The organism is Metapseudomonas resinovorans (assembly GCF_002003485.1).
GTDB classification, from domain to species: Bacteria; Pseudomonadota; Gammaproteobacteria; order Pseudomonadales; family Pseudomonadaceae; genus Metapseudomonas; species Metapseudomonas resinovorans_D.
The window spans coordinates 128,604-151,866 of the sequence record NZ_BDMA01000027.1; the positions used below are offsets into that span (position 1 = coordinate 128,604).

At 64.4% G+C, this 23,263-nt stretch carries 21 protein-coding genes; 11 read left to right on the plus strand and 10 right to left on the minus strand.

All coding sequences use genetic code 11. The features are described from left to right. Positions 1–108: 108 nt before the first annotated feature. From mnmC to MnOB_RS09170, 7 genes are all read left to right on the plus strand, one after another. Positions 109–2,079, plus strand: coding sequence for a bifunctional tRNA (5-methylaminomethyl-2-thiouridine)(34)-methyltransferase MnmC2/FAD-dependent 5-carboxymethylaminomethyl-2-thiouridine(34) oxidoreductase MnmC1 (mnmC, locus tag MnOB_RS09140; RefSeq protein ID WP_077523907.1), 1,971 nt, complete (start codon positions 109–111; stop codon positions 2,077–2,079). A 2-nt stretch (positions 2,080–2,081) separates the two neighbouring features. After that, positions 2,082–2,831: a sulfite exporter TauE/SafE family protein gene (locus MnOB_RS09145; RefSeq protein WP_077523908.1), complete on the plus strand. Its 750-nt coding sequence runs from the start codon at positions 2,082–2,084 to the stop codon at positions 2,829–2,831. Positions 2,832–2,978: 147 nt separating this feature from the next. Next, complete coding sequence (locus MnOB_RS09150) at positions 2,979–4,748, plus strand: N-acetylglutaminylglutamine amidotransferase (protein ID WP_077523909.1); 1,770 nt, start codon at positions 2,979–2,981, stop codon at positions 4,746–4,748. A gap of 4 nt (positions 4,749–4,752) precedes the next feature. Further along, positions 4,753–6,492 carry an N-acetylglutaminylglutamine synthetase gene (gene ngg / locus MnOB_RS09155; protein ID WP_077523910.1) on the plus strand — a complete coding sequence of 580 codons (1,740 nt, stop codon included), beginning with the start codon at positions 4,753–4,755 and terminating at the stop codon, positions 6,490–6,492. A gap of 81 nt (positions 6,493–6,573) precedes the next feature. Continuing rightward, a complete protein-coding gene (locus MnOB_RS09160; RefSeq protein ID WP_077523911.1) occupies positions 6,574–7,767 on the plus strand; it encodes an osmoprotectant NAGGN system M42 family peptidase in 1,194 nt (397 codons plus the stop codon). Between the two features lie 160 nt (positions 7,768–7,927). Continuing rightward, complete coding sequence (locus tag MnOB_RS09165; protein WP_077523912.1) at positions 7,928–10,705, plus strand: hybrid sensor histidine kinase/response regulator; 2,778 nt, start codon at positions 7,928–7,930, stop codon at positions 10,703–10,705. Positions 10,706–10,754: 49 nt separating this feature from the next. Beyond that, entirely contained in the window at positions 10,755–10,985 is a 231-nt protein-coding gene (locus MnOB_RS09170) for a YheU family protein (RefSeq protein WP_077523913.1), read from the plus strand. A gap of 210 nt (positions 10,986–11,195) precedes the next feature. Here MnOB_RS09170 and MnOB_RS09175 read toward each other — a convergent pair whose 3' ends face one another. Both MnOB_RS09175 and MnOB_RS28795 read right to left on the minus strand, forming a co-directional pair. After that, complete coding sequence (locus MnOB_RS09175) at positions 11,196–12,665, minus strand: multiheme c-type cytochrome (protein ID WP_077523914.1); 1,470 nt, start codon at positions 12,663–12,665, stop codon at positions 11,196–11,198. Continuing rightward, positions 12,653–12,955 (minus strand): hypothetical protein, encoded by a 303-nt coding sequence (locus MnOB_RS28795; protein WP_158713785.1) that lies wholly within the window; start codon positions 12,953–12,955, stop codon positions 12,653–12,655. The genes MnOB_RS09175 and MnOB_RS28795 overlap by 13 nt, the downstream gene beginning before the upstream one ends. A 528-nt stretch (positions 12,956–13,483) precedes the next feature. Here MnOB_RS28795 and MnOB_RS09180 point away from each other — a divergent pair. Both MnOB_RS09180 and MnOB_RS09185 read left to right on the plus strand, forming a co-directional pair. Beyond that, positions 13,484–13,846 carry a hypothetical protein gene (locus MnOB_RS09180; RefSeq protein ID WP_234358224.1) on the plus strand — a complete coding sequence of 121 codons (363 nt, stop codon included), beginning with the start codon at positions 13,484–13,486 and terminating at the stop codon, positions 13,844–13,846. A 156-nt stretch (positions 13,847–14,002) separates the two neighbouring features. Next, entirely contained in the window at positions 14,003–15,088 is a 1,086-nt protein-coding gene (locus MnOB_RS09185) for an alpha/beta fold hydrolase (RefSeq protein WP_234358225.1), read from the plus strand. Between the two features lie 12 nt (positions 15,089–15,100). Here the strand turns inward: MnOB_RS09185 and cls are convergent, their stop codons facing one another. The 6 genes from cls to MnOB_RS09215 form a co-directional block, all read right to left on the minus strand. Next, positions 15,101–16,396, minus strand: a complete 1,296-nt coding sequence (gene cls, locus MnOB_RS09190) for a cardiolipin synthase (protein WP_234358226.1) — start codon at positions 16,394–16,396, stop codon at positions 15,101–15,103. A gap of 327 nt (positions 16,397–16,723) precedes the next feature. Further along, positions 16,724–17,056, minus strand: a complete 333-nt coding sequence (locus MnOB_RS09195; RefSeq protein ID WP_077523916.1) for a YnfA family protein — start codon at positions 17,054–17,056, stop codon at positions 16,724–16,726. Between the two features lie 39 nt (positions 17,057–17,095). Further along, entirely contained in the window at positions 17,096–17,524 is a 429-nt protein-coding gene (locus MnOB_RS09200) for a hypothetical protein (protein ID WP_077523917.1), read from the minus strand. 75 nt (positions 17,525–17,599) lie between these two features. Continuing rightward, complete coding sequence (locus MnOB_RS09205; protein ID WP_077523918.1) at positions 17,600–18,754, minus strand: MFS transporter; 1,155 nt, start codon at positions 18,752–18,754, stop codon at positions 17,600–17,602. A 304-nt stretch (positions 18,755–19,058) separates the two neighbouring features. Continuing rightward, on the minus strand, positions 19,059–19,868 hold the full coding sequence (locus MnOB_RS09210; RefSeq protein WP_077523919.1) for an SDR family oxidoreductase: 810 nt from the start codon (positions 19,866–19,868) through the stop codon (positions 19,059–19,061). Between the two features lie 104 nt (positions 19,869–19,972). After that, positions 19,973–20,341, minus strand: coding sequence for a DUF2784 domain-containing protein (locus MnOB_RS09215; RefSeq protein WP_077523920.1), 369 nt, complete (start codon positions 20,339–20,341; stop codon positions 19,973–19,975). A 135-nt stretch (positions 20,342–20,476) separates the two neighbouring features. On the opposite strand from MnOB_RS09215, the gene MnOB_RS09220 reads away from it, so the two are divergent. Further along, positions 20,477–20,632, plus strand: a complete 156-nt coding sequence (locus tag MnOB_RS09220; protein WP_107504050.1) for a DUF3309 family protein — start codon at positions 20,477–20,479, stop codon at positions 20,630–20,632. Positions 20,633–20,806: 174 nt separating this feature from the next. Here the strand turns inward: MnOB_RS09220 and MnOB_RS09225 are convergent, their stop codons facing one another. Both MnOB_RS09225 and MnOB_RS09230 read right to left on the minus strand, forming a co-directional pair. Further along, complete coding sequence (locus tag MnOB_RS09225; RefSeq protein WP_077523921.1) at positions 20,807–22,465, minus strand: cation acetate symporter; 1,659 nt, start codon at positions 22,463–22,465, stop codon at positions 20,807–20,809. Next, the gene (locus MnOB_RS09230; protein ID WP_077523922.1) at positions 22,465–22,773 is read right to left on the minus strand and encodes a DUF485 domain-containing protein; all 309 of its coding nucleotides are present in this window, start codon (positions 22,771–22,773) and stop codon (positions 22,465–22,467) included. Before MnOB_RS09230 ends, MnOB_RS09225 begins: the two co-directional genes overlap by 1 nt. 224 nt (positions 22,774–22,997) lie before the next feature. Between MnOB_RS09230 and MnOB_RS09235 the strand changes: the two genes are divergently transcribed. Next, positions 22,998–23,222, plus strand: coding sequence for a DUF2061 domain-containing protein (locus MnOB_RS09235; protein WP_077523923.1), 225 nt, complete (start codon positions 22,998–23,000; stop codon positions 23,220–23,222). Positions 23,223–23,263 lie beyond the last annotated feature (41 nt).

The window sequence follows — 23,263 nt, forward strand, 5'->3', positions numbered from 1 at the left end:
AGCAGAGCGTGCTCCTACCCTTGTATCGACGTGCTCCCCTGTTTCGGATCAAACCGAAGCGGCCTTCCGATCAGCTACTATTCGCGCTTCGCAGTCTCGGAAACCTCCATGTCCGACTTCCACCACGCCCAACTCGACTGGGACGAACTGGGCCAACCGCTGTCGCGGGAATTCGACGACGTCTACTTCTCCCCGACATCGGGCATCGACGAAACCCATCATGTGTTCATCAATGGCAACGACCTGACCCGGCGTTTTGGCGAATTGCCGGCCGGCGGGCGTTTCTGCATTGGCGAAACCGGTTTCGGTACCGGGCTGAATTTCCTCTGCGCCTGGCAGTTGTTCGTGCAACACGCACCGGCCGACGCCCGTCTGCACTTCGTCAGCGTGGAAAAATTCCCCCTCTCCCGCGACGACATCCAGCGCGCCCTGGCCCTCTGGCCGCAACTGGCGCCGCTCACCGCCGAGTTAATCGGTCAGTACGTGGCCGTGCATCCCGGTTTCCAGCGTTTCAGCCTGGACAACGGCCGGGTGGTGCTGACCCTGCTGGTGGGGGATGCCATGGACTGCCTGCCGGAACTGGACGCACGTATCGACGCCTGGTTCCTCGACGGTTTCGCCCCGGCGAAGAACCCGGAAATGTGGAGCCCCACCCTCTTCGCCCAACTGGCGCGTCTGTCCGCCCCCGGCACCACGCTCGCCACCTTCACCTCCGCCGGTTTCGTGCGGCGCGCATTGAAGGAGGCAGGCTTCGCCATCAAGCGCACGCCGGGCTTCGGCAAGAAATGGGAGATGAGCCAGGGCCGCTTCGAGGGTCAGGCCTGCCTCGATGCCAGCAAACCCTGGTTCGCCCGTCCCCGCTTCGTGCCGGAGCGCCGTGAGGCCCTGGTGATTGGCGCGGGGCTCGCCGGCTGCGCCAGTGCCGCCAGCCTGGCAGCCCGTGGTTGGCAGGTGACCCTGCTGGAGCGTCATGACGCCCCCGCCCGCGAGGCTTCGGGAAACCCCCAAGGGGTCCTCTATCTCAAGCTTTCTGCCCATGGCACGCCACTTTCCCGGCTGATCCTCAGTGGCTTCGGGCATACCCGCCGGCTGCTGCAGCGGCTGGAGCAAGGCCGCGACTGGCAGGCCTGCGGCGTGCTGCAGCTGGCCTTCGACGACAAGGAAGCACAGCGCCAGGCGAAACTGGCCGAGGCCTTCCCCGCCGACCTGCTGCACAGACTCGACCGGAGCGAGGCCGAAGCCCTGTCCGGCGTCGCCCTGCCCGCTGGCGGCCTGTTCTATCCCGACGCCGGCTGGGTCCATCCTCCGGCCCTGTGCCAACTGCTGGCCGGGCATCCGAACATCCACCTGGCCAGCCACGCCGAAGCGCTGGAGCTGTTCCGGGAAGAGGGCCGCTGGCACGCCCGCGCCGGCGACGTCACCCTGGCTTCAGCGCCCGTCGTGGTGCTGGCCGGTGCCGCTGAGGTGCTCCGTTTTCCCCAGGCTGCCGAGCTCGCACTCAAGCGCATCCGTGGGCAGATCAGCTGCCTGCCGGCCACCGCCGAGAGCGCGGGCCTGGGCACGGTGCTCTGTGCCGAGGGCTACGTGGCGCCGCCGCGCGATGGCGAACACACCCTGGGTGCCAGCTTCGACTTCCACAGCACGGACGTCACGCCGACCGCCGCGGAACATGCAGGCAACCTGGAGTTGCTGGAAGAAATTTCCCCCGACCTCGGACGCCGCCTGCGCGTCGCCGATCTGGAACCCGCGCGCCTGGAAGGCCGCGCCGCGTTCCGCTGTACCACGCCGGACTACCTGCCCATCGTCGGTCCCTTGGCCGATGCCGAAGCCTTCGCCGAAACCTACGCGGTGCTGGCCAAGGACGCGCGCCAGGTGCCGGATGTGGCGGCGCCGTGGCTCGACGGCCTCTATGTGAACAGTGCCCACGGCTCGCGCGGACTGATTACCGCGCCGCTATCGGGCGAACTGCTGGCCGCCTGGCTGGATGACGAACCGTTGCCAGTGCCCCGCGCGGTGGCCGAAGCCTGCCATCCCAACCGTTTTGCCCTGCGCCGTCTGATTCGCGGCAGGAGCGCCTGAGCATGGATCTGCTCCTGATCGAAGCCCTGGTCATCGGCGGCGTGCTCGGCCTGTTGCTGGGTCTGACCGGTGCCGGGGGATCGCTGGTGGCCCTGCCCCTGCTCCTCAGCCTGCACCTGCCGCTGCGCGATGCCATCGGCGTGAGCCTGGGCGCGGTTGCCCTGTCCGCCGCCATTGGCGCCATTCCCCGCGCCCGACAAGGGATGGTGGCCTGGCGTCCGGTGCTGTTGCTGGCCATCAGCGGGCTGCCCGGCAACGCCGTCGGCCAGTGGGTGGGCCGTTTCATTCCGGAAACGGCGCTGATCCTCGGTTTCTGCCTGCTGGTGCTCTGGTCCGCATGGCGCATGTGGCGCGGTGCGGCGCTGCCGAAGATCCATGACGGTCCGTTGCGAAGCGCGCCACTGGTGATGATCGGTGCCGGTGTCGGCCTGCTGTCCGGGGTGATGGGCGTCGGTGGCGGTTTCCTCGTCGTGCCGGCGCTGCTCTGGTACACACCGCTGTCGATGCTGGCTGCCACGGCCACCTCGATGGCGGTGATCGCGCTGGTTTCCGGCGGCGGTTTCCTGCTCTATCTCACCGGCGCCCAGCCCCCCATGGCCCTGCTCGGCGGACTGGCGGCCGGCGGTGCCGTCGGCGTCCTCTGGGGTAACCGGTTGGCGACGCGCCTGCGCGGCGCCACCCTGCAACGGCTGTTCGCCCTGATGCTGGTGGCCGTGAGCCTGTCCCTGGCGGCACAGAAACTCCTCTCCTGAACCTCTCCGCGATCGCGGAGAGGTTCCGATGCCACGGTTTCATAACCAAACGATATAAAACTCACAGAAGTGCACAGGGGTCGGACCCTTAAGTGCCTGCTGCAAAAGGCGGCACGAATTCCCCAACGGCAACACCGGTAAGGACTTATGTGCGGCATTTCTGGAGAACTTCGTTTCGACAAACAACCGGCCGACCTGGCTGCCCTCGACAGGATCACCCACCATCTCGCCCCCCGAGGCCCCGACGCCTGGGGCCTGCACAGCCAGGGACCGATCGCCCTGGGTCATCGACGACTGAAGATCATGGACCTGGCCGAAGCCTCCGGGCAGCCCATGCTGGACCCCGAACTGGGTCTGGCCATGGTGTTCAACGGCGCCATCTACAACTACCCCGAACTGCGCAAGGAACTGCTGGCCCTGGGTTACCGATTCCATTCCGACGGTGACACCGAGGTGCTGCTCAAGGCCTGGCACGCCTGGGGCAAGGACATGCTGCCGAGGCTCAACGGCATGTTCGCGCTGGCCATCTGGGATCGGGACAGGCAGCGCCTGTTCCTCGCCCGCGACCGCCTCGGCATCAAGCCGCTGTATCTGTCGCGCACGGATCAACGCCTGCGCTTCGCCTCCAGCCTGCCGGCCCTGCTCAAGGGCGGCGACCTGGACACCGGGCTGGACCCGCAAGCGCTGAACTTCTACCTCAACTTCCATGCGGTGGTGCCCGCACCCCGCACGCTGGTCAAGGGCGTGGAGAAACTGCCCCCGGCCAGCTGGATGCAGATCGACGCCGACGGCAATTGCAGCCAGGGCATCTGGTGGCAACTGGAGTACGGCGCGCACGAGGACGAACAAGGCCTTGGCATGGATGACTGGCGCGACCGGCTGCTGACCAGCCTGCGCGATGCCGTATCGATCCGCCAGCGCGCCGCCCGCGAGGTGGGCGTGCTGCTTTCCGGCGGGGTGGACTCCAGCCTGCTGGTGGGTCTGCTGGCCGAGACCGGCGTGGAGCAACTGGCGACCTTCTCCATTGGCTTCCAGGATGCCGGCGGCGAGCGCGGCGACGAGTTCGAGTACTCCGACCTTATCGCCCGCCATTACGGCACTCGCCACCAGCAATTGCGGATCGACGAGCGTGAGGTGCTGGAACAGCTCCCGGCGGCCTTCACGGCCATGAGCGAGCCCATGGTCAGCCATGACTGCATCGCCTTCTATCTGCTCTCCCGCGAAGTGTCGAAGCACTGCAAGGTGGTGCAGAGCGGCCAGGGGGCGGACGAACTGTTCGGCGGCTACCACTGGTATCCGCCCCTGGCCGATACCCGTGACCCGTTCAACAGCTACCGCGCAGCCTTCTTCGATCGCGCCCACACCGAATACCAGGCTGCGGTGCAATCTGCCTGGCTCACCGATGACCTGGCCGGCGACTTTGTGCGCCAGCACTTCGAGCAGCGCGGTGCCCTCGACTCCGTCGACAAGGCCTTGCGCCTGGACAGCACCGTGATGCTGGTGGACGACCCGGTGAAACGGGTGGACAACATGACCATGGCCTGGGGCCTGGAAGCGCGGGTGCCCTTCCTCGACTACCGGGTGGCCGAACTCTCGGCGCGCATTCCCTCCCGTTTCAAGCTCGGCGATGGCGGCAAGGCCGTACTCAAGGCCGCTGCGCGCAAGGTCATTCCCCATGAAGTGATCGACCGGCCCAAGGGTTATTTCCCGGTGCCGGGCCTCAAGCACCTGGAAGGCCGGACCCGCGACTGGGTACGCGAACTGCTGCTGGACCCGAGCCAGGACCGCGGCCTGTTCCAGCCGGCCATGCTCGAGCGCCTGCTCGCCAGCCCCACGGAAGACATCACCCCGCTACGAGGTTCGAAGCTCTGGCAGATGGCCGCTCTCAATCTCTGGCTCAACCAACAGGGACTCTGAATCGATGAAAGCCCATACCCTGCACAGCCAGCGCCTCCTGCGCGGCCAGGCGCCCTCCTATCAGCGCCTTCAGGCCCAGCTTGCCGAAGGCCACCAGCAACCTCACGAGGAACCGCAGATACTCCACTGCGGCTGGGGCCGCCTGCTGCTCGGCCATACCTTCCCCGACCCGTCCAGCCTGGCCCGTGAGCTGCTGGCCGAGCAGCCCGGCGAGCGCGATATCGCCCTCTACGTCGCCGCGCCCCAGCAAGTGCTGGCCCTGGCACCCCAGCAACTGTTCCTCGACCCGTCCGACACCCTGCGTCTCTGGTTCCCCGACTATCGCCCGGCGCGCCGGGGGTTCCGTGGTTTCCGCATCCGTCGCGCGCAGAGCGAGGCCGACTGGCAGGCAGTCAATCAGCTCTACCGCTGCCGCGGCATGCTGCCAGTGGACCAGGACGCCATCACCCCACGCCATCTCGGCGGACCGGTCTACTGGATGGCCGAGGACGAACGCGACAACCAGGTGATCGGCGCCGTCATGGGCCTGAACCACCGCAAGGCCTTCCACGACCCGGAAGGCGGTTCCAGTCTCTGGTGCCTGGCGGTGGACCCGCAGTGCAGCCGTCCCGGCGTCGGCGAGGCGCTGGTGCGCCATCTGGTGGAACACTTCATGAGCCGCGAGCTCAACTACCTCGACCTGTCGGTGCTGCACGACAACCGCCAGGCCAAGGCGCTCTACGCCAAGCTCGGTTTCCGCGAGCTGGCGACCTTCGCCGTGAAGCGCAAGAACAGCATCAACCAGACGCTGTTCATCGGCCCCGGCCCGGAAGAGAAGCTCAACCCCTACGCGCGCATCATCGTCGACGAAGCCCTGCGCCGGGGCATCGAAGTGCAGGTGGACGATGCCGAGGGCGGGCTGTTCACCCTCAATCACGGTGGCCGGCGCATCCGTTGCCGCGAATCCCTCAGCGACCTCACCAGCGCCGTGAGCATGACCCTCTGCCAGGATAAGCAGCTCACCCACCGCGCGCTGGCCCGCGTGGGGATCAGGCAGCCGTTCCAGTGCCTGGCCAGCAGCGACGAGGCGAATGCCGCCTTCCTGGCCGAACACGGCAGCATCGTCGTCAAGCCGGTGAACGGGGAGCAGGGCCACGGGGTGGCCGTCGACCTGCGCACACTCGACGAAGTGAAGACCGCCATCGCCACCGCCGAGCATTTCGACAGCCGTGTGCTGCTGGAAAGCTGCCAACAGGGCTTCGACCTGCGCGTGGTGGTAATCAACTATGAAATCGTGGCCGCCGCCATCCGCCGCCCCGCCGAGGTCATGGGCGACGGTCAGCAAACGCTGCGCCTGCTGATCGAGCACCAGAGCCGGAGACGCCAGGCCGCCACCCAGGGCGAAAGCCGTATCCCGCTGGACGCCGAAACCGAGCGCGCCCTGCGGGCGGCGGGCTACACCTATGACGATGTCCTGCCCGCCGGTACCCGCCTGGTCGTGCGCCGCACCGCCAACCTGCACACCGGAGGCACCCTGGAGGACGCCACCGCGACCCTGCACCCGGCCCTGGCCGAAGCGTCGATCCTTGCGGCACGCACGCTGGAAATCCCGATGGTCGGCCTGGACCTGCTGGTGTCGTCCGCCGAACAGCCGGACTACGTGCTGATCGAAGCCAATGAGCGAGCCGGCCTGGCCAACCACCAGCCGCAACCCGTGGCGGAGCGTTTCATCGACCTGCTGTTCCCGCTGACGCGAGCGCCCTGACCGGCTGGTGGGCTGAAGCTGTGTGCCATGTAGGGTGGGCTTCAGCCCACCAAGTCCCAAGGTCCACGCCAAGGAGATGTCATGAGCAAGAGACTCCCCGAACCCGACCTCGCCTACCTGCAACAAGTGCTGCTGGAAATGCTCGCCATTCCCAGCCCCACAGGATTCACCGACACCATCGTGCGCTACGTGGCCGAGCGCCTCGACGAAATCGGCATTCCCTATGAACTGACCCGGCGCGGCACCATCCGCGCCACGCTCAAAGGCCGCCAGAACAGCCCGGACCGCGCCGTATCGGCGCACCTCGACACCATTGGCGCCATCGTCCGCGAGATCAAGGACAACGGCCGGCTCGCCCTGGCCCCCGTTGGCTGCTGGTCCAGCCGCTTCGCCGAAGGCAGCCGCGTGAGCCTGTTCTGCGACAGCCGCGTGTTGCGCGGCAGCGTCTTGCCCTTGCTGGCGTCTGGGCACGCGTTCAATACGCAGGTGGACAGCCTGCCCATCAGCTGGGACCACATCGAACTGCGCCTGGACGCCTACAGCGCCACCCGGGCCGACTGCGAAAGCCTGGGTGTTTCGATCGGCGATTTCGTCGCCTTCGACCCCTTGCCGGAATTCACCGAAAGTGGGCATATCACTGCCCGTCACCTGGATGACAAGGCCGGTGTCGCCGCCCTGCTCACCGCGCTCAAGGGCATCGCCGAAGCACGCCTGGTGCCACCCATCGACTGTCATCCGCTGTTCACCATCACCGAGGAGATCGGTTCCGGTTCCGCTGCTGCACTGCCGTGGGACGTCAGCGAATTCGTCGGCATCGACATCGCACCGGTCGCCCCCGGCCAGCATTCCAGCGAACATGCGGTCAGCGTGGCCCTTCAGGATTCCGGTGGCCCCTACGATTTCCACCTTTCCCGGCACCTGTTGAAGCTGGGCGACGAGCATTCCATCCCGCTGCGCCGCGACCTGTTCCGCTACTACCACAGCGATGCACAATCGGCGGTCACTGCCGGGCATGACATCCGCACCGCCCTGCTGGCCTTCGGGTGCGACGCGACCCACGGCTACGAGCGCACCCATATCGACAGTCTGGAGGCCCTGACCCGACTGCTCGGCGCCTACCTGATGAGCCCGCCGGTGTTCGCCAGCGACGCGGTGACCCGCCAGCAATCCCTCGAACCCTTCAGCCACCAGTTGGAACACGACGCGCAGATGGAGAGCGAGACGCGCGTCCCGACCGTGGAAAGTCTTGTGGGAAAGGGTGACGCCGGCCCTTGAAGGGCGACCCCGCCAAGAGCAAAGTGCCACCTATGCTCTTTACGAAGGCTGCGCGGGTGCAGTGAAACCATGTCGAACATCGGTTTCTGCCTGGTTTCACTGCTCCTCGGCTACCTTTCGTAGAGAGACAAAGGACGAATAACAACGCGGGTGGTCACCCATGCTTCACCTCTCAGGCTGTGTGAAAACTGTCGCACTCGGTCTGGCCTTGCTCCTGTTCCTGGTCTGCCGGACCGCCTCCGCGCTGGAGGCCGTGCCCCTCGATCAGGATCAACTGCGCCTTTCCCTCGGCCACTGGGTCGGCTACCTCGAAGACCCCAGGGGCGAACTCGACCTGGAACAGGTCCGCAAACTCCCCGACCCGGCCTTCCAGCAGGTTCGTGGCGAGCAGGCCAACCTCGGCAAGAACGGTTCGGTCTGGTGGTTCAAGGTGCACCTGGACAACCGCCGCACCCATGCGCTGGACGGCTACCTGGAAGCCAACTACCCGCTGCTGGACAACCTCCGCCTCTACTACCTCACGCCCGACGGCCAGGTGCAGACGCAGGAGACCGGCGACCATTTCGCCTTCTCCCAGCGCCCGGTGCAGGTGCGCAACTTCTGGTTCCCCCTGCACGTCGAACCCGGGCAGAGCACGCTGATCCTGCGGGTGGAAAGCACCAGCACCATCTTCGTCCCGCTGGTGTTCAGCACCTTCGATGCCAGCGCTGCGGCCCAGGAGAACCTCATGGGGTTCAACGGGGCCTTCTATGGCGTGCTCTTCGCCATGTTCTTCTACAACCTGTTCCTCTACCTGTCGCTGCGGGAACCGGCCTACCTCTGGTATCTGGCCTACAACCTCAACGTCGGCCTGCTCGCCGCCTGCTTCGACGGCATGCTGTTCAAGCTGCTGCCCGACCACGTCGTGCTGCAATCGGTGGCGATCTACATATTCATGTACCTGCACTGCCTGACAGCGCTGCAGTTCAGCCGTCACTTCCTCCACACCGGCCTGCACTTCCCGCGCCTCGACAAGGTGCTGCGGGGGCTGATGATCGCGACCCTGGTGGCGCTGCTGAGCGCGCCCCTGATCGGCCTGCAGAACTGGAACATCCTCGCCAGCCTCACCGTCTCGGCCATCTCCGCCTTCCTGCTGCTCACCGGCCTGTATGTCTGGCGCAAGGGCCTGCGCTACGGCTCCTACTACACGCTGGCCTGGGGCGTGCTGCTGTTCGCCTTCATCCAGATCACCACCGGCTCCCTCGGCATCGAAGTGCTCGGGCTGTTCGGCGCCACGGTGGTGAAGATCGGCGTCACCATCGAGCTGATCACCCTGTCTATCGGCCTCGCGGACCGCATCAACACGCTCAAGGAAGAGGGGTACCGTTCACGCCAGGCCGCCGAGCAGGCGGACTTCGAAAACCAGGCCAAGAGCCGCTTCCTGGCCACCATGAGCCATGAGATCCGCACTCCGCTCAATGGCGTGCTGGGCATGCTGCAACTGCTCAAGGAAACGCCGCTCGACCGCAGCCAGCGCTTTTATGTCGACACCATTTCCAGCTCCGGCACCGCGCTGATGGCAGTGATCAACGACATCCTCGACTTCGCCCGCATCGAATCCGGCAAGTTGGAGCTGGAGCACATCGAGTTCGACCTGGAAGATCTGGTTTCGGAAACCCTCGGGCTGTTCACCGCCCAGGCCATGGACAAGCGCCTGGGCCTGCACCTGAGCCTGGACGCCGGCGTGCCGCGACGCGTCCTCGGTGACCCGACACGGCTCAAGCAGGTGTTGATGAACCTGCTGGGCAACGCCCTCAAATTCACCGCCGAGGGCCATGTCGCCCTCCATCTGTCCCTGCGCCGAAAAGCCGACGGCCATTCGCGCCTGGTGTTCAACGTCAGTGACAGCGGCATCGGCATCCGCCCCGAAGCCCTGACCCAGTTGTTCGTCTCCTTTGCCCAGGGCGACTCCAGCACCACCCGTCGCTTTGGTGGCAGCGGCCTGGGCCTGGCCATCAGCAAGGAGCTGGTGGAAATGATGGGTGGCCACATCGAAGTCCAGAGCACGCTCCACGTGGGTACCCGCTTCAGCTTCGACATCCCGTTGCAGCCCGGAGAATTCAGGACCGATGAGCTGAACCAGCTGCTCGATGGCCGTACCGCCCTGATCGCCTGCCAGGACACCCTCGGCCTGGATGCCCTGGGGCGCCTGCTCGGGCGCTGGGGCATGCGCTGCGAACGTTGCCAGGACCCGGAGAGGCTGCTCCAGCATCTGGAGGATTTCGCCGTACCGCCCTTGCTCGTGCTGCAGGCGCCCTGGCCCGGCGACCCGGAACGCTGGATGGACCGGCTGCGCCCGCATCTGGAACAAGGCCAGCGCATCTTGCTGATCTGCCCGCCGGAGTACTGCCAGAACCTGCCTACGGGCACCGGCCTGCGGCTCCGGGCGGTGGCCCAACCGCTGACCCTGGCGCAGTTGCGCGAGACCTTGCAGGAGCTGTACCGCGAGCGGCGCCTGGAAGAACGAACCCAGCAGCAGGAGGAGCGCCGCCGGGTGAGCGCGACGCCCTGCATCCTGGTGGCCGAAGACAATCCGGTGAACCAGATGGTGGTGCAGGGTTTCCTCAAGAAGCGCGGCTATCTGGTGCGCACCGTCGCCAACGGCGTGGCGGCAGTGGACGAGTACCAGCGCGACCCGGAGGGTATCCAGCTGATCCTGATGGACTGCGAAATGCCGGAAATGGACGGTTTCGAGGCCACCCGGCAGATCCGCCGGCTGGAACACGCCCGCAACTGGCTGCCGGTGCCCATCGTCGCCCTGACCGCGCATATCCTGGAGGAACATCGCCAGGCCGGCGCTGACGCCGGCATGGACGATTTCCTCGGCAAACCCCTGGACAGCGCCCTGCTGTTCGCCACCCTCGAACGTTTCATCCAGCGCCAGAGCGTGGATGGATGACGGCGTCCGGCGGCGGCGTTAGCATTCCGCCCCCGCCGGAGATACCCCGATGCTCATCCCCTTTGACCTGCTCGAAGCCGACACCCTGACCCGCCTGATCGAGGACTTCGTCACCCGCGAAGGCACCGACAATGGCGACGACACCCCGCTGGAAACCCGCGTCGAGCTTGTGCGCAAGGCGCTGAAGAAAGGCGAGGCGGTCATCGTCTACGACCCCGACAGCCAGCTCTGCCAACTGATGCTCAAGCTGGACGTGCCGAAGGAGTGGCTGGAGGAGTGACCCCAGGGGGCGGCAGGAGGCGATTTCAATAGCTGGTGGGCTGAAGCGGAACGCCGCCCGGCCCACCCTACAGAGCCTGTTATTCGCAGTTGGCCGACCGTAGGGTGCGCCATGCGCACCGACTTCAGGACCAGCTTCGGCGCCAGGCCAAACCACCGGTGCGCGCGGCGCACCCTACCTGATCGGCCTTAATGCAATCACGCTGATTGATCACAACTTCGCCGCCTGCACGGCTGCGCCCAACGGCAAGCTGCGTTCCACCTGGCCCATCCGCGTCACTTCCACCTTCAGCTTGCCTTCGCCCAGCAGGTAATCCACCAGGCGCTGCGGGAATGGCCAGTAGTTCAGCTCTGCCGTCAGGGTGACGGGCGCAACCGCATCCGCAGGCACCACGAAGGAGAATTCGCGAACATCGTAGCCCTTGGGCAGGATGCGGTTGTCCGAGAGGATCTGGGTGGCGTTCCAGACCTCGATGTCCAGTTCCTTGCCATCCTTGTCGCCCAGATGAACCTTGAAGTTGCGCGTGTCGGGCTCCGTGGCGCCGTCGCGAACCGCGCCCAGCCGGTAGAACTCGTGACCGGCTGCGTCCACGGCATGGAAGTCGATCCAGACTTCACGGCCCTCGGGGAAACCCGTAGGCAGCTTGTGCCCTGCCCCGACATTGGCGACCTTCACCCGCACCGAAACCTCCTGCCCCGGCACCAGTTGCTCAGGAATCGACTCGAAACTGATCTCGGCAGCCTTGGCCAGGTACTCGCGGGCGCGCTGCGCCGCCTCTTTCTGGCCCAGGTACTCCAGCACCGCTGCGTTGGCGCCGGTGAACCAGTGGGAAGCGACGTCCGCGCGCTCCGGCCCCATGATCGCCGCCTTGCCGGCGAAGCCCGGCATATGGCAGCTCTGGCAGGTCTGGCCGTTGAAACTGTAGGGACTTTCGAGCCATTCGTCATAGGTCCGCTCGACGGCCACCGTGCTGAACGGATGGGTGACGTTGTGGCAGGTGGCGCAGAAGTCGGAACGGGTGTGCAGGTCGGAATAAACGGTGTCGTGATAGGGCGACGTGGCGTCGCTGCGCGGGCCGAACTTGGTCGGTTTGCCGTGGGCGCGCGGACTGAGGACGTAGGCACCGTTATCCAGGCCGGTGCGGGCGCTGATGTTGTGGCAGGTCTCGCAGTCCACGCCGGGCATGGGGTTGTGCTCGGCGGTGAATTCCACGGATGCGCGATTGACCGTCGAGTTGATCTGACCCGTGGTGAGGCCGATGGGGGTATGGCAGCCGGTGCAGAAGTTATCCACACGTCCTTCGGTGGCCTCGCTGGCGTGTCGCAGCAGCGCCCGGTAGATGGGTTCCTCCCAGGCATGGGCCATCATCGATGAACGCCATTGTCGGTAGATCTCGTCATGGCACGCGCCGCAGACCTGCGCATCATCGAAGTCGCCTGCACTGAGCACGGCATTGTTCGTCGTGTTGGCCCGATGTGGAAAGAACGGCATCCCCTGCTTGTCTTCCAGCAACCGTGAGCGTGCCGGCTCCAGCCACTTGTCATTGGGCCCGGGGGTTTCAGCGACGGCGACAAACGTGGCCAGCAATGCGAGCAGGACGCAGACCGCCAGCTGAAGAAACGGAGTTCCACGGCGCGCGGAGGGCGCTGAGGTGAACGACTTCTTTGTCAGATCGCCCATTGCGCTGCCTCGCCTGCACCTGATCCATCAAAAGAGCGTGCGAAATCAGCAGAATCACGGCAATAGCCGTCTCTTTCAGCAAACTTCTGCCGGATTTCAATTTCTCCCCGCATTTGGGGGCGTAAGTCAGTAGTAGATGGCGCGCGGGACAGCGTCAAAGGACTGGCAACTGCCAAAAACCCTCGACCTAACGAGCTATCTGATTGATCTATATGAAGTGATCTGCATCTGAAGATGACGCAGAAGGCGATGAAGTGGCGTTTATCCCGTACCAGCGACAGGTCGGTCACGCCTGAACGGCGGGCACAAAAAAGGCCGCCACGGGGCGACCTAAAACAAAGCAGAGCACCAATTAGCTCTGATGTCAGAGTGTAGAAGCTTTGCTACGAAAAGATGACAGAACGCGAAAAAATGCGGGGCATTTCGTCGGCAAAATCGTCGAACCCTCGAAGAACCGCTCTAGATTGCGGCCCGGCCATGCGCTGGCTCGATGAGGCCCATTCCTGCAGGTGCCGCGCCGCCCATCAGGCACTTTCGATAAGAAATTTCGCACAGGACATTGGCCTTGAGCGCCTACAAAGGCCATGGCTAAAGTCCCCGGCCATCGCGGTTGGAACCGCGACCGGGAGTCGCAACCCGAACTTCACGCAGGCCACGTCCCACCTCAAGCGCAAGCGTCCATGGTGGGCCGTGTAGGGAAGGCTTAGGCCTTACCGGGTTTTCCTCGCGTAACCGGTTGCGACCCCTGCACGGCCCGCCGCCCTTAAATGAGTCGTGACAACAAGGTCGGCACCTCTAGCACGCGAGGAAGCAAGGATATGCACACCCCACACGCAACGCAGACAGATACCCGCACGGCTGCCCATCTCCCGCCCCGAAGACTGCCAACCGCCAGCTTCACGCCGCTCCTGCCACAATCCCAGCCCTACGAAGACGTCCTGTTCATTAACGGGCGGGCGCCCTCCACCCATCTGCTCGAAGCTGCCAACCAGCGCATGAGCGCCCTCGGCGAACTGCTGCGGATCATCGAATCCGGTAGCCGCACTAGCGCCCTGGCCCAGGAAACGGCACGACTGGCCTCCGCCCTCGGCCTGCTCCTGGCGGACGCCCAGGCCCTGCACGAAGCCGCTTTCCAGCGCGTGCGCGAAGAACAGCGCCGGCCGGGCGAATCGTCTGCCTGACCGCCCCGAACTGACCCGCTGAAAAGGTCGGTCCACTTCAACAAAGCGTCGAACCGCATCAAAAACCATCACGCGACCTTCCCTAGACTTGGCCTGCTCGCACTCCCAACCGTGGCGATGCGGGCAGGACCACCAACAACAAGAAGGAAGGTGCACATGAGCGTTTACCGAAATGGATTGGCGTTGGCGTTCTCCTGGGTGCTGGCCATTGGGGCCGCGCAGGCATCCGGGCCCATTCAGGTCCAGAACAGCTTCGACTCCATGGGCCCAGCGATGCAGAGCTGGGTCGATGGCAAGGGCAAGACGCTCCACTACCTCGATGAAGGCCCGCGCGATGGCCTACCCGTGGTGCTGGTCGGCGGTAATGGCACCAGTGGACGGGTGCTTGCCCTCACCGACTTCCTGCGCAGCCTGCGCGAGCAATTGGACCTGCGCTTCATCACCCTGGAACGCAATGGTTTTGGCCAGACCGCGTTCGACCCCGCAGGCAATTACCAGTCATACGCCGATGATGTAGCCGCCCTGCTCGACCACCTTGATGTGGGGCGTTTCTCTTTGGTGGCGATCTCCGGCGGCGGTCCCTATGTGGCGCAGATCGCCTCCAGCCTGGCGTCTCGCGTGCGCTCGGTGCACATGGCCGCAGCCTTCTCGCAGACCGAAGGCGTGATGGCGACTCCCGCCCGCTGCGCCCTGAGCGATCAGCAGGTGGCCGACGCCTATCTCGCCGGTCGCTACGATGTGCCCTCGGTCTGGTGGGACCTGGGACCGAACACCGCGGTGAACCGCATCCATGGTTTCCTCGACGAAGCTGCTGATGAAGGTGCGCGGTTCTACTACGCCAAAGGCTCGAAGGGCTTCGACATGGCGCCCCTGACCCACGAACTCCGACTGTACTGCGACCAGCCGGTAGCGGACCTTTCCGCCGTCTACGCGCCCGTGTTCCTGTACTACGGACTCGCCGATGCCACGGTGACCCCGGCACACGCGGAATTCTGGAAAAGCCGCTTCCCCAATGTAGCCGCCGAACGTCTCTATCCCGGAGAAGGCCACGACGTGCAGTACCGGCACTGGGGCCAGATCCTCACTGACCTGGCGTATCAGGGGCGACGCATCCTGGTCTGCAGCAAGGGCCGTTCCCAGCTGGTGGATTCCGATCAGGCCCCACGCCTGTTGCAGCGCGGCGCCAGCCTTGACATCTGTGCCTGGCAGCAAGCGGTCGAACCCTCAAGCCAGCAGCCCTGACCGCTATCCCGGCTAAAGCCAGTACTCCCAGACGCGCCCGATACGTTCGCTGACGCGGGCGCGGATGGGACGACGCTTCCAGGAATCCAGGGTCAGCTCCTGCGAACCTTTCACGTCTTCCAGGAAGGCCTTGCGCATGCGCTCGCCGAAATCCGCCCCCAGCACCACCACGTTGACTTCCTGGTTGTGCAGGAAGCTGCGCCAGTCCAGGTTGGTGGAGCCCACGGTCGACCAGACACCATCGATCACCCCCGCCTTCACATGCAGCAGGGCGTCCTTGCGCTCGTAAAGGCGTACGCCTGACTCCAGCAGCTCTTTGTAATAGGCCCGACCGGCATGGAACACCAGCCAGGAGTCGGTACTGCTGGGCACCACCAGACGCACGTCGACGCCGCGATTCACCGCGGCCTTGAGGGCGTCGAGCAACTGCGGGTCCGGCACGAAGTAGGCGCTGGTGAGCCAGATCTCACTCTGCGCGCTGTGCAATGCGGAGATGAGGGTGGCGTAGATCTGGCTGTAGGGTTCATCCGGCGAGCTGCCGATGGCACGCACCACTTCCTTGCCTGACGGCTGGATGGGCGGGAAGTAGTGCCTGGGCACCAGGGTGCCCCCTTTCTGCCCGTCCCAGGTGGCAATGAAGAGTTTCTGCAGGTCGGAGACAACCGGGCCTTCGATGCGCAGGTCAGTGTCGCGCCAGGGCAGCTCACCGCTCGGTGGCGGTTCGGTACCGGAACCGAAGGAGCCGCCGGAATACACGCCGCTGATGTTGATGCCGCCGAGGATGGCGATGCGCCCATCGACAATGAGCAACTTGCGGTGGTCCCGCTGGTTCAGTTCCCAGCCTGCCTTGGCGGTCATGGGATTGACCGGGTTGAACTCCACCAGGCGAATGCCGGACTGGCGAAACTGGTCGAAGAACTCCGGCGAAGTGCCCAGGCTACCGACACTGTCGTAGATGAGATTGACCTGCACGCCACTGCGCTGCTTGGCGATCAGCTTGTCGGCGAAGCGCTGCCCCACCTCATCGCCTTCGAGAATGTAGGTCTCCATGTTGATGTGGTCGCGAGCGCCTTCTATGGCCTCGAACATGGATTTATAGGTGTCCGGCCCATCCTGCAATAGCTCCACCTTGTTACCGGCGGTCAGCGGGCTCCCGACCAGAGCCTCTTCGATCGCCAGGTGCAAGTCGAAGATATTGGTCTCCATCCCGGAGGCTTTGAGCCGTTCCAGAACGGCCTTGCTGCGGGCCTCCGAAAGCGGGCCATGGGCACCGTCGACCTGCACCTGCGTCTCCGGTGAGTGGGCCATGTCGGGATTGATACGAGGCAGTGAAGTGCACGCCGGGAGGAGCGATGAAAGCACCACCAGGACGCACGCCACTGTCCCTGATGACGACAATCTCATTCAGCATCCTCCATCTGAAGGACGGTCGATCCTGGAAGACATCGCAATGGTTGTTTTCCAGACGATCCTTGAGCGATTCGACAGTGCCTGCTGGGAAAAGGTTGGCAAAATCTGCGTCGCGGGAATCACACCTGGACGCAGTTGTCCGGAACGAAACGCAGTAGCGCTTCCGGCGTCGGCAGGTCGTCAGGGAGGTAGCGTTCATCCCGCGAATCGCCGCCCGGCCGTCCATCAGCTTTGCGAGAAGCGCGGCCCCAGCAGGATGATGGTTGCGCCCATGACGCAGAGCGCGGCCCCCAACCAATCGCTTGCCAGCGGCCGGGTGCGCTCGACGATTCCGAGCCAGAGCAGCGAGGCGACGATGTAGATGCCGCCGTAGGCCGCATAGGCGCGGCCTGCGTAGGCGGCTTCCACACGGGTCAGGAGCAGCGCGAACAGGGTCAGGCTGAGCAGGCCGGGCACGACCCACCAGGCGCTCTTGCCCATTCGCAGCCAGAGCCAGAAGGCGTAGCAGCCACCGATCTCGAAGAGCGCGGCGAGGAAGAACCAGAGGTAGTTGAGCATCGATGTATTCCCTACGAGGTGGAGCCCGACGCTCCGGTGTCAGCCGTGCACGCCGCCTTCACGTTCCCAGGCGCAACGCACGCGCAGGTTGTCTTCCTGGGGACTGTGGAAGCCCTGCTCGCTTTCCCAGCGGAAGGTATGGATGCCGTTGAGCTCGGTTTCCAGATGAACCACCGCACTGCTCCAATAGAGCTGTTTGAGTAGGCCTTCGAACGCCTTCACCCAAAGGCTCCACTCGTACTCAACCGCCGGGTAGCTGGCGCCGAAATGGATCACTTGGGTGCGGAAGAGCCCTTCGCCGGGGTGCTCGCAACAGGAAAACATCTCGCGGCCGAGGAACGGCCAAGCCTCTCCGCTGGGCAGGTTGTCGAGCACTCGACGGTTGGTCTCGCGGCGCAGGCGGTGTTCCTGATCGTCGAGCGACGGCCAGTCGCGGATGCAACCATAGACGATGGATTCGGACTCCACGCGGGCACTCCAGTAAAACAGTGGCAGCCTTCTAACACAGGACTGCCACGGGAGAAAGGAATTGCGTCGAAGTCTTCAGGCCGGCCTGCGACCGAGCAACCAGGCCAATGCGCACATCACCAGGGCAAGCCCGGTGATGACCATGAAAGGCGCCTGGTAACTCCCCGCCAGATCGCGGCCGAAACCGGCCAGGACTGGCGCAAAACTGGCCATTCCGTAGCCGGCGAACAGCATCATCGCAGTCCAGCGACTCACCGCCAGCGGCGTGTGCGCTTCATAGAGCGGCAGCACCAGGGACAGCGCGAACGAGCCGCTGAGGCCCAGTCCCAGGAAACCCGCCCAGACTTCCGGCAGCAGCGTCGGCTGGAAGCAGATCATCCCCAGGCAGACCGTACTGACCAGGCCGCAAACCAGCAGCAACTGGTAGCGGTTGTCGAAGCGCTGGGCCAGCCAGGGCAGGATGAATGCGCTGGGCAAGCCCACCAGCATGAACAGGCTGAACAGACTGTTGCTGCGCAGCAGGCTGAGCCCAGCCTCGTGGTAGCGCGCCACCAGCCAGGTGGTCAGGGCATAGAACAGCCCGGCCTGGAGGGCGAAGAAAGCGGTGATCAGCCAGGCTCGCGGCTCGCCCCAGGGCAGTCCGCCCTGCCCCGCTTCGCTGGCGGTCTCGGCGCGATTCGGCACCATCAGCCAGAGCAACAGTGCGCCGAGTGCTGGCACGGCCCAGAAGGCCAGTCCGAGATGCCATTGGTCCCCCAGCAATTGGGTAACCGGCGGCGTCAGCACCGCGCCGGCAGCGCCGCCAATCGTCATGCTCAGGGAGTACCAGGCCACCACCCGGCCGACCTGGTCATGGAAATGGCGCTTGATGAAACCGGACAGCAGCGGGCCGGCGACGGCGATACCGGCTCCCATCACCACGGCACTCCCGATCAGCACGCTGCTGGCATGGCTGCCCAGGCGCGCCAGCAAGGCAACGCCGATCAGGCCAAGGCAAACGGTGATCACCCGTTCCAGGCCGTAACGTATTGCCAGGCGAGGTGCCAGGGGCGCGAGCAGGCCCATGCAGAGCACCGGCAGGGCGGTGGTCAGGCTGATCAGACTGCGGCTGAGCGCCAGCTCATCGGCGATGCGTTCGATCAAGGGGGCAAGGGAAGTGATACCGGGCCGCAAGTTGATAGCGGCCAGTACCAGCGCCAGCATCAGCAGCGCGCGGGAAAGGGGTTTCACGGTGGAACCATCCGGGTTGGCGGGCAGGCCGGGGGAGCAACCCTACTCCCCCGATCCGCCGCCGGGCAACCCCGAACGCGGTGAAAGCTGACCGATTGGACAGCCAACTTCCAAACAATCAGCCATGACCTAGCGAGCTAGAGAAGAACAAGGCGGGAAACGTAGCGAAGCGGAGTAACTGCCGAAGGCTGGCCCGCAGGGCGAGCGCAGCGCGTCATGGCTGAGGGTGCGGAGTTTACGTGCTGTAAATGAGCAAACCCGAAGCCATTCTCAACGCAGTTATTCCGACGCGCAGCAGGTCATATCAGGCGTTGTGATGCTTGGCGCGCATCTTGGCCGCCATGCTGGCCATCTCGTCGTAGAGCGCCTGCGGGTTCTTCTGTTTCACGGCCCAGGCCATACGGCCCTGCTCGTGGGGCAGGATCATGAAGGTGCCGGCGGTGACTTCCTGGAAGATGTAGTCAGCGATGTCGGTGGCACTGATCGGCGAGCTTTCCAGCAGCTTGCCCACCTGCTGCTTCATGGCCGGGGTCGGGCCGCGGAAGGAGTCCAGCAGGTTGGTCTGGAAGAACGATGGGCAGACCACGTGCACGCCGACGCCCTCCTCCTTCAGCTCGATCAGCAGGCTCTCGGACAGGGCCACCACGCCAGCCTTGGCGACGTTGTAGTTGCTCATGGCCGGGCCTTGCATCAGCGCGGCCATGGAGGCGACGTTGACGATCCGTCCCTTGCTCTTCTGCAGCAGCGGCAGGAAGGCCTTGCAGCCCTTGACCACGCCCATCAGGTTGATCGCGATCTGCCAGTCCCAGTCCTCCAGGGACAGCTCCTCGAAGAAGCCGCCCGAGGCGACGCCCGCGTTGTTGACGATGATGTCGATGCCGCCCAGCTTCTCTTCGCAGGCCTGGGCGAAGGCGGTGAGCTGGCTATAGTCGCGAACGTCGCAGCGTTGGGTGAATCCATCGCCACCGGCTTCGCGGACCAGCTTGAGGGTTTCGGCCAGGCCGCTTTCGTTGACGTCGGACAGGGCCAGCTTCCAGCCCTCGCGCGCCCAGCGCAGGGCGATTTCGCGACCGAGTCCGGAACCAGCGCCGGTGATCATGATGCGGTTATGCATGGTGAGGTGCCTTTCTGCTTGTGCGGTAGATGAGCCGCAGTGTAGCGAAGGCCATAGTCCCGCCACCCGTGAATCACGGCGCTGAATGATGAGGGCAAACGCCGCTAGCGGCGCCGCATCAGCCTCATCGCCAGCAGCCCATAGGGCACCAGGTTGAGCAACAGTACGAAGGCCCCGATCCAGAGCTGGATGGCCGGTGTCAGTCCCGCCGGATAGATCATCGGCACCAGGTAGTGCTCGATGAATCCCCCGCTGTAACCCTGCTCCCCCGCAGCCCGACGCAGGCGATTTTCAAGAGGGGTCAGCGGGCAGATCAGATGGAAGAACTCTACCGTGGCCCCCCAGGCCACCGCCGGAAGATGCACCAGCGCCAGGCGCGGCCATTTCAATACCAGCAGCCCGCCCGTCACCACGAAGAGAATGAAGGCCAGATGCAGCAGCAGTACGGCGTCGGCGGCGATCCGGTAGCTCATGGCGGGTTATCCACAGGGTCGTTTTCCTTGAACCATCACGAAAGGTGGTCGTCGGTTATTACAGGCACGTCAATCTGCCACCAACGATAACGCGACGTGCCCTTGGCAATCCCAGTTACCGAGGAACCATTGCCCATGATCACCATTCTGCTGCTCGTCATCCTGATCCTGCTGCTGATTGGCGGCCTGCCAGTCTTCCCCCACTCCCGTAACTGGGGCTATGGCCCATCTGGCATGGTCGGTGTACTGCTGGTCATAGTGGTCGTGCTTCTATTGTTAGGGATGATCTAGCCGGCCGTTCCGCGCCTGCTGAACTTGTAGGAGCGAGCTTGCTCGCGAATGGTCCGAGCACGATCTTTCGCGAGCAAGCTCGCCCCTACACAAAGTGCCATGTCGGTTTCCGAAGTTTCAAATGAAAAGGGGCAGCCCGAAGGCCGCCCCTTAGTCTTGCGTGATGGGCCGGGATCAGTGGGCTACTGCACCACTGGCGCCCAGGCCGGTCTGGGAACGTACGAACTGCGGGTAGAAGCGCGCGCGTTCCTCGTCGGCGGCAGCGGATTTGTCGGTGATGGAGAAGAACCAGATACCGACGAAGGCCACGAGGATGGAGAACAGCGCCGGGTACTCGTAGGGATAGATCGCGGTCGCATGGCCGAGGATCTGTACCCAGATGGTCGGGCCGAGGATCATCAGGCCAACGGCGGTGATCAGGCCGAGCCAGCCACCGATCATGGCGCCACGGGTGGTCAGCTTCTTCCAGTACATGGAGAGGATCAGCACCGGGAAGTTGCAGCTGGCGGCAATCGAGAAGGCCAGGCCCACCATGAAGGCGATGTTCTGCTTCTCGAACAGGATGCCGAGGCCGATGGCCACGAAGCCCAGCACCACGGTAGTGATCTTCGATACGCGCAGCTCGTCCTTCTCGCTCGCCTTGCCCTTCTTGTACACCGAAGCGTAGAGGTCATGGGACACGGCCGATGCACCGGCCAGGGTCAGGCCTGCAACCACCGCCAGGATGGTGGCGAAGGCCACGGCGGAGATGAAGCCCAGGAACAGGCTGCCGCCCACAGCGTTGGCCAGGTGCACCGCCGCCATGTTGTTGCCGCCCAGCAGCGCGCCGGTGGCGTCCTTGAAGGCCGGGTTGGTGCTGACCAGCAGGATGGCGCCGAAGCCGATGATGAAGGTCAGGATGTAGAAGTAACCGATGAAGCCGGTGGCGTAGAACACCGATTTACGGGCTTCCTTGGCATCGCTGACGGTGAAGAAACGCATCAGGATGTGCGGCAGGCCAGCGGTGCCGAACATCAGCGCCAGGCCCAGGGAGATCGCGGATATCGGGTCCTTCACCAGGCCGCCGGGGCTCATGATGGCCTCGCCTTTCGGGTGGACCTTGATGGCTTCGCTGAACAGGGTCGCGATGTCGAAGTTGACGTGCTTGAGTACCATGACCGCCATGAAGGATGCGCCGGAGAGCAGCAGCACGGCCTTGATGATCTGTACCCAGGTGGTCGCCAGCATGCCGCCGAACAGCACGTAGAGCACCATCAGGATACCGACCAGGACCACGGCCACGTGGTAGTTGAGGCCGAACAGCAGCTCGATCAGCTTGCCGGCACCCACCATCTGGGCGATCAGGTAGAAGGCCACCACCACCAGGGAACCGCTGGCGGACAGGGTGCGGATTTCCTTCTGCTTCAGACGGTAGGAGGCTACGTCGGCAAAGGTGTACTTGCCGAGGTTGCGCAGCCGTTCGGCGATCAGGAAGAGAATCACCGGCCAGCCCACCAGGAAACCGATGGAATAGATCAGGCCGTCATAGCCGGAGGTGAACACCAGGGCGGAAATACCCAGGAAGGACGCCGCGGACATGTAGTCACCGGCAATCGCCAGGCCGTTCTGGAAGCCGGTGATGCTGCCGCCGGCGGTGTAGAAGTCGGCGGCCGACTTGCTGCGCTTGGACGCCCAGTAGGTGATGTACAGCGTGGCGCCGACGAAGGCGACGAACATGACGATGGCCGAGGTGTTCAGCGGCTGGCGCTGGACATCGCCCTCGATGGCGCCGGCGGCCCAGAGGGCGGGTGCCACGACCATGAGGCCGAGCACGGCAAGGATGCGCGCGATCATTACTGGACCTCCTTGAGGATTTCCACGTTGAGACGGTCGAACTCGCCGTTGGCACGACGGACGTAGATGCCGGTCAGCGCGAAGGCGGACAGGATCAGACCGACACCGATCGGGATACCCCAGGTGACAGGAGAATCAGGGTTGATGCGGGTACCGAGCACTTGCGGCTCGAAAGCGATCAGGAGAATGAAGGCCAGGTAAAGGCCGAGCATGATTGCGGAGAGGATCCAGGCGAAGCGCTCTCGCTTGGAAACCAGTTCCTGAAAACGCGGATTCTCTTGAATCCGCTTGTAGGTGCTGTCGTTCATTATTGTTGTCCTCCACAGCGCGGGTTGCTGGTGAAGCCAACAATAGAACGGCGGTACAAGCGCAACAGACGACCTTAGTCTTACTCGGGGCGATTCTCGACCAAGGTCGTACTCCGTCCATGCAGCGAAACTATCAGCGCCATGCTGGATGAACATTTCCCTGTATCACGTGATGGGCCTAGCCTGAGCACACCGAATAATCATTCTCATTCCCGAGGTGCGCCATGCTCAAGACCGTGACCTTCACCCTCATGCACTTCTGCATCGCCTTCAGCGTGGCCTATGCCCTGACCGGCAGCGTGACGGTCGGCGGCCTGGTCGCGGCGGTTGAGCCGCTGTGCAACTCGGTCGGTTTCTACTTCCACGAGAAGTTCTGGAAGCGCTTCGAGAAGGCCGACAAGCCGGCCCAGGAGATACCGAAGCACGCCTGGCTGCATCACCACGCGTAACGGGCTCGGGACCGAAATGCGCTGTCAGGAATTTCCCCTTC

What these genes read in the sequence shown, in the direction of transcription:
- mnmC (WP_077523907.1), top strand. Translation starts at nt 109, where the DNA reads ATGTCCGACTTCCACCACGCCCAACTCGACTGGGACGAACTGGGCCAA.
- MnOB_RS09145 (WP_077523908.1), top strand. Translation starts at nt 2,082, where the DNA reads ATGGATCTGCTCCTGATCGAAGCCCTGGTCATCGGCGGCGTGCTCGGC.
- MnOB_RS09150 (WP_077523909.1), top strand. Translation starts at nt 2,979, where the DNA reads ATGTGCGGCATTTCTGGAGAACTTCGTTTCGACAAACAACCGGCCGAC.
- ngg (WP_077523910.1), top strand. Translation starts at nt 4,753, where the DNA reads ATGAAAGCCCATACCCTGCACAGCCAGCGCCTCCTGCGCGGCCAGGCG.
- MnOB_RS09160 (WP_077523911.1), top strand. Translation starts at nt 6,574, where the DNA reads ATGAGCAAGAGACTCCCCGAACCCGACCTCGCCTACCTGCAACAAGTG.
- MnOB_RS09165 (WP_077523912.1), top strand. Translation starts at nt 7,928, where the DNA reads ATGCTTCACCTCTCAGGCTGTGTGAAAACTGTCGCACTCGGTCTGGCC.
- MnOB_RS09170 (WP_077523913.1), top strand. Translation starts at nt 10,755, where the DNA reads ATGCTCATCCCCTTTGACCTGCTCGAAGCCGACACCCTGACCCGCCTG.
- MnOB_RS09175 (WP_077523914.1), bottom strand. Translation starts at nt 12,665, where the DNA reads ATGGGCGATCTGACAAAGAAGTCGTTCACCTCAGCGCCCTCCGCGCGC.
- MnOB_RS09180 (WP_234358224.1), top strand. Translation starts at nt 13,484, where the DNA reads ATGCACACCCCACACGCAACGCAGACAGATACCCGCACGGCTGCCCAT.
- MnOB_RS09185 (WP_234358225.1), top strand. Translation starts at nt 14,003, where the DNA reads ATGAGCGTTTACCGAAATGGATTGGCGTTGGCGTTCTCCTGGGTGCTG.
- cls (WP_234358226.1), bottom strand. Translation starts at nt 16,396, where the DNA reads ATGGCCCACTCACCGGAGACGCAGGTGCAGGTCGACGGTGCCCATGGC.
- MnOB_RS09195 (WP_077523916.1), bottom strand. Translation starts at nt 17,056, where the DNA reads ATGCTCAACTACCTCTGGTTCTTCCTCGCCGCGCTCTTCGAGATCGGT.
- MnOB_RS09210 (WP_077523919.1), bottom strand. Translation starts at nt 19,868, where the DNA reads ATGCATAACCGCATCATGATCACCGGCGCTGGTTCCGGACTCGGTCGC.
- MnOB_RS09215 (WP_077523920.1), bottom strand. Translation starts at nt 20,341, where the DNA reads ATGAGCTACCGGATCGCCGCCGACGCCGTACTGCTGCTGCATCTGGCC.
- MnOB_RS09220 (WP_107504050.1), top strand. Translation starts at nt 20,477, where the DNA reads ATGATCACCATTCTGCTGCTCGTCATCCTGATCCTGCTGCTGATTGGC.
- MnOB_RS09225 (WP_077523921.1), bottom strand. Translation starts at nt 22,465, where the DNA reads ATGATCGCGCGCATCCTTGCCGTGCTCGGCCTCATGGTCGTGGCACCC.
- MnOB_RS09230 (WP_077523922.1), bottom strand. Translation starts at nt 22,773, where the DNA reads ATGAACGACAGCACCTACAAGCGGATTCAAGAGAATCCGCGTTTTCAG.
- MnOB_RS09235 (WP_077523923.1), top strand. Translation starts at nt 22,998, where the DNA reads ATGCTCAAGACCGTGACCTTCACCCTCATGCACTTCTGCATCGCCTTC.